Source organism: Lysobacter changpingensis, assembly GCF_017308985.1.
In the GTDB taxonomy this organism is placed as follows: Bacteria; Pseudomonadota; Gammaproteobacteria; order Xanthomonadales; family Xanthomonadaceae; genus Lysobacter_J; species Lysobacter_J changpingensis.
Map to the genome: position 1 here is coordinate 396,191 of NZ_JADWPE010000006.1, position 6,766 is coordinate 402,956.

Below are 6,766 nucleotides of genomic sequence, written 5' to 3' on the forward strand. Positions count from 1 at the left end.
AGTGCGCATGCGCATCATCAGTTTCAACGCCAACGGCCTGCGCTCGGCCGCCAACAAGGGCTTCTTCGACTGGTTCCGCACGCAGGACGCCGACGTGTTGTGCGTTCAGGAAACCAAGGCGCAGGAACACCAGCTCGCCGGTCCGCAGTTCCTGCCCGAGGGCTACCGTGCGTGGTTCAAGGACGCGATCACCAAGAAGGGCTACAGCGGCGTCGCGATCTACAGCAAGCGCGAGCCGGACGAGGTGCGCACGTCGATGGGGTGGGCCCCGTTCGACGATGAAGGCCGCTACATCGAGGCGCGATTCGGCAACCTGAGCGTGGTGTCGTTCTACATCCCGTCGGGCTCGTCGGGCGAGGAGCGGCAGGGGTTCAAGTTCAAGGTGATGGACTGGCTGAAGCCGCACCTGGACGAATGGCTCGCCAGCGGGCGCGAATACGTGCTGTGCGGCGACTGGAACATCGTGCGTTCCAGGCTCGACATCAGGAACTGGACGAGCAACCAGAAGAACTCCGGCTGCCTGCCGCCCGAGCGCGAATGGCTGAACGGCCTGTGCGTGGACACGGCCGGCTGGGTCGACGCGTACCGCGCGCTGCACGCGGAAGGGCAGGACTACACCTGGTGGAGCAACCGCGGCGCCGCGCGCGCGAACAACGTGGGTTGGCGCATCGATTACCAGCTGGTCACGCCGAACCTGGCGCCGAAGCTGCGCGCCTGTTCGATCCTGCGCGAACCGCGTTTCTCCGACCACGCGCCGTTCAGCGTCGACTATGACCTCTGAGAACGCGCAGTCGCAGGCGCCGCAGCAACGCAAGGGCTGGCGCCTGGTCGCGGCCAACCTGCGCGAGCCGAAAGTCCTGGTGATGCTGTTGCTGGGCTTCAGCTCCGGCATTCCGATCTACCTGGTCGGCAACACGCTCGGCTACTGGATGCGCGAGAACGCGATCGAGCTGTCGACGATCGGTTTCCTCTCGTGGGTCGGCCTGGCGTACTCGCTGAAATTCCTGTGGGCGCCGCTGATCGACAAGCTCGATGCGCCGCTGCTCGGGCGGCTCCTTGGGCGACGTCGCGGCTGGATGCTGCTCGCGCAGATCGTGTGCGCTGCCGGGCTCACCGGCATGGCGATGGTGCAGCCGCAGGAAGGCCGGCTGATGCTCGGCGGCGTCGAACTCGACCAGCTGGTGGTGTTCGGCGCGATGGCATTGATCGTCGCGTTCGCTTCGGCGACGCAGGACATCGTGATCGACGCCTGGCGCATCGAGATCGCCTCCAGCAACGAGCAGCAGGGCCTGCTGACGGCGACGTCGGCGCTGGGCTATCGCGGCGCGCTGCTGGTCACCGACTCGCTGATCCTCATCTTCGCCGCGCACATCGGCTGGTCGATGTCGTACGAACTCATGGCCGCGCTGATGGGCGTGGGCATCGTCGCCACGTTGCTGGCGCGCGAGCCCGCGGCGAGCGTGCAGGCCGCCGCCGCACCGCATGCGTCGATGCTGTCCGTGCAGGGCCTGTACGACGCCATCGTCGCGCCGTTCGTCGTGTTCTTCCGTGCACACGGCAAGTGGGCGCTGGTGATGCTGTTGGCGATCAGCCTGTACCGGCTGCCCGATTTCGTGCTCGGCCCGATGGCGAACCCGTTCTACGCCGACCTCGGCCTGGACAAGGAAACCGTCGGCGCGGTCCGCGGCAGCTTCGGCCTGCTGGCGACGACGCTGGGCATCGCCGCCGCCGGGCTGTGCGCGGTGCGGTTCGGCTTCTTCGCGACGCTGATGGCCGGCGCGGTGCTGGGCCCCGGCTCGAACCTGGCGTTCTCGTACCTGGCGCTGCACGGCGCCGACGCCGGTGTCTTCACGGCGGTGATGGTGATCGACAATTTCTGCTCCGGCTTCGCCGGGGTGGCGCTGATCGGTTACATGTCCAGCCTGACCAGCGCCGGCTACACCGCCACGCAGTACGCGTTGCTCAGTTCGTTCTACGCCTTGCCCGGAAAGGTCCTGAAGGGCCTGTCGGGCTGGACCATCGAACAACTGGAAGTGGGCCGCAGTTTGCTGGAGGCGTATTCGCTATTCTTCGCCGGAACGGCCCTGATCGGCATACCGGCGCTGCTGTTGTGCCTGGTCCTGGCCGCTCGCCGGACCGGCGCGACCGCGCGCACGCCGGCGGTGGAATGACCAGGCCCGGCCTGGAAGGAACCTGCATGACCGACATCATCCTGCACGACATCGACCCGCTGCTCCTCGATCGCGTCAAGCGCGTGGCCCAAGCGCGCTCGTGGCCGCTGCAGGAAGCGCTGGTGCATCTGCTCGAACACGGCCTTTTTGCCTGCGAAGCCGAGCTGGCGGCACGTTTCACCGATTCCGATGCGATGGCGCTGCAGGCGGCGATCGCCGCGCTGGAACACATCCCGAGCGATCCGGGTTTCTCGAAGATCGGCCGCATGGAGCGTCCGGCGGATGTCGCCGCGCTCCCGCTGGAAAATCAGGGCCTGACCGACGTCGACCGCGACCTGATGGCCTACGCCCAGAAGGGCTGACGGCGGGATGACGGCCGCGTCAGGCGGCCGGATGCACCACGCCGAGCACGCGCGGCCCGCGCGCGCCGGTCACGCTGGGGAGATTGCCGGGCAGACCCGACAGCGTCTGCCGTGCCAGCCACGCGAACCCCATCGCCTCGACGAAATCCGGATCGACGCCGTGATGCGCGGTCGATTCGACCGCCACGCCCGGCAGATGCGCACCGATGCGCTCGATCAGGCGCGGGTTGTGCACGCCGCCGCCGCACGCCAGCACTCGACGCGTGGCCGGCTGGTGCGCGCGCAACGCGTCGGCGATGGTGATCGCGCTCAGTTCCAGCAACGTCGCCTGCACGTCGGCGGGCGATTCGTCGCCGTCGAGGCGGCGTTCGACCCACGGCAGGTGGAACTGCTCGCGGCCGGTGCTCTTGGGCGGCGGCAGCATGAACCACGGCTCCTCGAGCATGCGCGCCAGCAGCTCGGCATCCAGCGTGCCCTGCGCGGCGAACGCGCCGCCGGCGTCGAACGCCGCGCCGGTGTGGCGGTGGCACCACGCATCGAGCAGGCAGTTCGCCGGGCCGGTGTCGAAGCCGCGTACCGGTCCGTTCGCCGGCAGCAGCGTGAAGTTGGCGATGCCGCCGAGGTTCAGCACCGCACGATCTTCGGAGGCATCGGCCAGCAATGCGGCATGCAGCGCCGGCAGCAGCGGGGCGCCGTGGCCACCGGCGGCGACGTCGCGGCGGCGGAAATCGGACGCGGTCGCGATGCCGGTGCGTTCGGCGATCAGTCCGCCGTCGCCCATCTGCCAGGTAAAGGGGCGGCGGCCATCGAAACGCGCGCCGTCCGGGCGATGGCGGACGGTCTGTCCGTGCGAGCCGATCGCGTGCACCTCCGCCGCCGGGACGCCGGCGTCATCGAGCAGGCGCAGCGCGGCGTCGGCGAAGGCTTCGGCGATCTGCATGTCCAGCGTGCCCAGTTCGTCCAGCGATTGCGCGTCGAGGCCCTGGCCGAGGGCGACCAGTCGCGTGCGCAGCGCTTCGTCCCAGGCGTACGTGCGGCCGAGCAGCAACTCGACCGTATCGCGGGAACCGGGGCGACGTTCGAAACGGACCAGCGCGGCGTCGATGCCGTCCGCGCTGGTACCCGAGATCAGGCCGACGAAAAGACCGTCGACGGCAGAGCCGTCCACCGGCCCGGCCGGGTTGTGGGGCATGTCAGGCCTTGGTCTTGGCGGACTTGGCCGGCTTGCGCGCGGCCGGCGACGTCTGGGAGACGTCGGCGTAGATGATGTTCTCGACCTTCTGGATGCGCGCCAGCGCCACGGCCGTCTGTGCGCGGAACTGCGCCAGCGCGGCGCCCGACAGCGGTTCCGGCGGCGGCATGGTGATCGAGAGCGGGTTGCGGTGCGCGCCGTTCACGCGGAATTCGTAATGCAGGTGCGGGCCGGTCGACATGCCGGTGCTGCCGACGTAGCCGATCACCGTGCCCTGCGCGATGCGCTGGCCCCGACGGATCTTCGCCACGCGCGACATATGGCCGTACAGCGTGGTGTAGCCGCGGCCGTGGTCGAGCACCACCGCGTTTCCGTAACCACCGTGCCAGCCGGCGGAGACGACACGCGCGTCGCCGGCCGCCATGATCGGCGTGCCCGTGCGCGCGGCGTAGTCCACGCCCTTGTGCATGCGCATGCGGCCCAGCACCGGGTGGCGACGCGCACCGAAGCCCGAGGTCAGGCGCGCATACGGGATCGGCATGCGGATGAAGCTCTTCTTCAGCGGACGACCGTCGCCGGTGAAGTACTCGGCCTTGCCGTTGCGCTCGAAACGGAAACCGGTGTGCAGCTTGCCGCCGGTGGTGAAGGTCGCCGCCAGCACGGGGCCGGTGCGCAGCAGTTCGCCTTCGCGCCAGATCTGCTCGACCACCACGCTGAAGCGGTCGTTCGCGCCGACGTCCTCGTTGAAGTCGATGTCGTACTTGAAGATCTCGTCGGTCAGCGTGTTGATGTTGTTGCCCGACAGGCCCAGCTTGCGCGCCGAGCGGAACAGCGACTTGCCGACCTTGCCGCTGATCACCACGGTGCGGGTTTCGGTCGGGCGGACGATGACTTTCTCGGTGACCTTGTCCCCGGCGACCGACAGCTCGACGCGATGGCTGTCGTCGCGGTCGTAACGGAACGTGCGCAGCTCGCCGCTGACCGGCAGGTCGAACGCGAGTTCGGTGCCGGGCTTCAGGCGCGTCAGCACGGACTTGTCGCCCGGCACGGCGTCCAGGATCCGGTGCATGGTCGACGCCGGCAGGTCGAGATCCTCGAACACCGCGCCCAGCGTCTGGCCGCGCTCGACGCGCACGATCTGCCAGCTGTCGCCGTTATGGCCCTTCAGGCGGGCCAGCGGCAGCGGCGGCAGCGCGAGCGCCAGCGAACTGCGCTGCGCATGCATCGGCGCGGGGGCATTGGAAGTGTGGCCGAAACCGGGCACGATCGCCGCGACCAGTACGCCGAGCGTCGCGAACAGGCTCGCGTGCGCCCAGTGGCGACGCGTCCAGCGGCCGTTGAAACCCCGGGACACCTGGGTCGCCGACACCGGACGATGCAGAGCGGCTTCGCGTAGCGCCTTGAGACGTTGGCGCCGATCCGTACCGTTCTCGGAAGCTGTCATTTTGGTGTCCCGCGCGCAGGTGTGAAGGCCGTGTAGCGGCGTTACCATAGAGGTGCGAGCAGTGTGCGTCAAACCCTTGAACTGAATAGGGTTTTTCTTCACGTGCCCCGGCGGTTATGTTTAACCGTGATTTAACCCGAATCCATGATCGTGATCGCATTGCGCGTTCACCATTCACCAGCGAGTCTCACTTTGCCGCCCCAGATTTCCGCCCCTGTCCAAGATGCCCTCGACCTGATCGGCCGCGGGGCCGAGGAGATCCTCAAACGCGAGGAACTCCAGGCCCGTCTCCAGCTGGGCCGCCCCTTGCGCATCAAGGCCGGTTTCGACCCCACCGCGCCCGACCTGCACCTCGGCCACACCGTGCTGCTCAACAAGATGCGGCAGTTCCAGGACCTGGGGCATCAGGTGATCTTCCTGATCGGCGACTTCACCGGAATGATCGGCGACCCGACCGGCAAGAACGTCACCCGCAAGCCGCTCACCCGCGAGGACGTGCTGGCCAACGCGCAGACCTATGCCGAGCAGGTGTTCAAGGTGCTGGACAAGGACCGCACCGAAGTGCGCTTCAACTCCGAGTGGTTCGGCCAGATGGGCGCGGCGGACATGATCAGGCTTGCCGCGCAGCACACCGTCGCACGCATGCTCGAACGCGACGACTTCGCCAAGCGCTATGCGGCGCAGCAGTCGATCGCGATCCACGAATTCCTGTATCCGCTGGTGCAGGGCTACGACTCGGTCGCATTGAAGGCCGACGTCGAACTCGGCGGCACCGACCAGAAGTTCAATCTGCTGATGGGCCGAGGCCTGCAGGAGCACTACGGCCAGCCGCCGCAGATCGTGCTGACGATGCCGTTGCTGGAAGGCTTGGACGGCGTCAACAAGATGTCCAAGTCGCTGGGCAACTACATCGGCATCAACGAGCCGGCGATCGACATCGTCACCAAGACGATGAAGATCGACGATGTGCTGATGTGGCGCTGGATCGACCTGTTGAGCTTCGACATCGGCATCGCAGAGGCGGCGCAGCTCAAACGCGACATCGCAGGCGGCCAGCTGAATCCCCGCGACCTGAAACTGCGCCTGGCGCGTGAGCTTGCGGCACGCTTCCAGGGCGAATCCGCCGCGGAGCAGGCCGTCGCGGGCTGGAATGCCGCCGTGCGTGGCGAGGGCGATACCGCGTCGCTGCCGATCAACGACGTCGCCGTGCCGGCGGAAGGGCTGCGCATCGCTGCGTTGCTGACGGCGGTGGGCCTGACGCCCAGCAATTCCGAAGCGAACCGCAAGCTGAAGGAACGCGCGGTGCGCATCGACGGCGAAGTCGTCGAGGACGCGCAGCGTGTGTTCGCGCCGGGCTTCGAAGGCGTGCTCGCGGTCGGCAAGCGCACGTTCGCGCGTATTCGCCTGGTCGCGGCGTGATGCTTCGGCGCGTGCGATCGCGCACGCGTTCATGCGTCACGCGTGGCGTTCGCGAAGGCCTAAAAAAATTTCTTCGAAGACCTCTTCCAATTCGTGTTGTGCGTGTGCACAATGCGCGCCCCGCCGAGGTGAATCACTGACGCGGGGCGCGGTTGAAGCGGCGGATTTCGAGGGGCGG

General features: G+C 67.7%; 6 protein-coding genes. 4 read left to right on the forward strand and 2 right to left on the reverse strand.

Annotated features, from left to right (window positions below; all coding sequences use genetic code 11):
- Positions 1–7 precede the first annotated feature (7 nt).
- The 3 genes from I4U41_RS15755 to I4U41_RS15765 are packed head-to-tail and all read left to right on the forward strand — an operon-like array spanning position 8 to position 2,533.
- Positions 8–781, forward strand: coding sequence for an exodeoxyribonuclease III (locus I4U41_RS15755; RefSeq protein ID WP_206862105.1), 774 nt, complete (start codon positions 8–10; stop codon positions 779–781).
- Positions 771–2,171, forward strand: coding sequence for an AmpG family muropeptide MFS transporter (locus I4U41_RS15760; RefSeq protein ID WP_206862106.1), 1,401 nt, complete (start codon positions 771–773; stop codon positions 2,169–2,171). Before I4U41_RS15755 ends, I4U41_RS15760 begins: the two co-directional genes overlap by 11 nt.
- Before the next feature lie 26 nt (positions 2,172–2,197).
- Positions 2,198–2,533 (forward strand): hypothetical protein, encoded by a 336-nt coding sequence (locus tag I4U41_RS15765; protein WP_206862107.1) that lies wholly within the window; start codon positions 2,198–2,200, stop codon positions 2,531–2,533.
- A gap of 19 nt (positions 2,534–2,552) precedes the next feature.
- Here I4U41_RS15765 and I4U41_RS15770 read toward each other — a convergent pair whose 3' ends face one another.
- Together I4U41_RS15770 and I4U41_RS15775 are read right to left on the reverse strand one after the other, a co-directional pair.
- Positions 2,553–3,725, reverse strand: coding sequence for an anhydro-N-acetylmuramic acid kinase (locus I4U41_RS15770; protein WP_206862108.1), 1,173 nt, complete (start codon positions 3,723–3,725; stop codon positions 2,553–2,555).
- 1 nt (position 3,726) lies between these two features.
- The gene (locus I4U41_RS15775; RefSeq protein ID WP_206862109.1) at positions 3,727–5,169 is read right to left on the reverse strand and encodes a M23 family metallopeptidase; all 1,443 of its coding nucleotides are present in this window, start codon (positions 5,167–5,169) and stop codon (positions 3,727–3,729) included.
- Positions 5,170–5,361: 192 nt separating this feature from the next.
- On the opposite strand from I4U41_RS15775, the gene tyrS reads away from it, so the two are divergent.
- Positions 5,362–6,588 (forward strand): tyrosine--tRNA ligase, encoded by a 1,227-nt coding sequence (gene tyrS / locus I4U41_RS15780; protein WP_242525271.1) that lies wholly within the window; start codon positions 5,362–5,364, stop codon positions 6,586–6,588.
- Positions 6,589–6,766 lie beyond the last annotated feature (178 nt).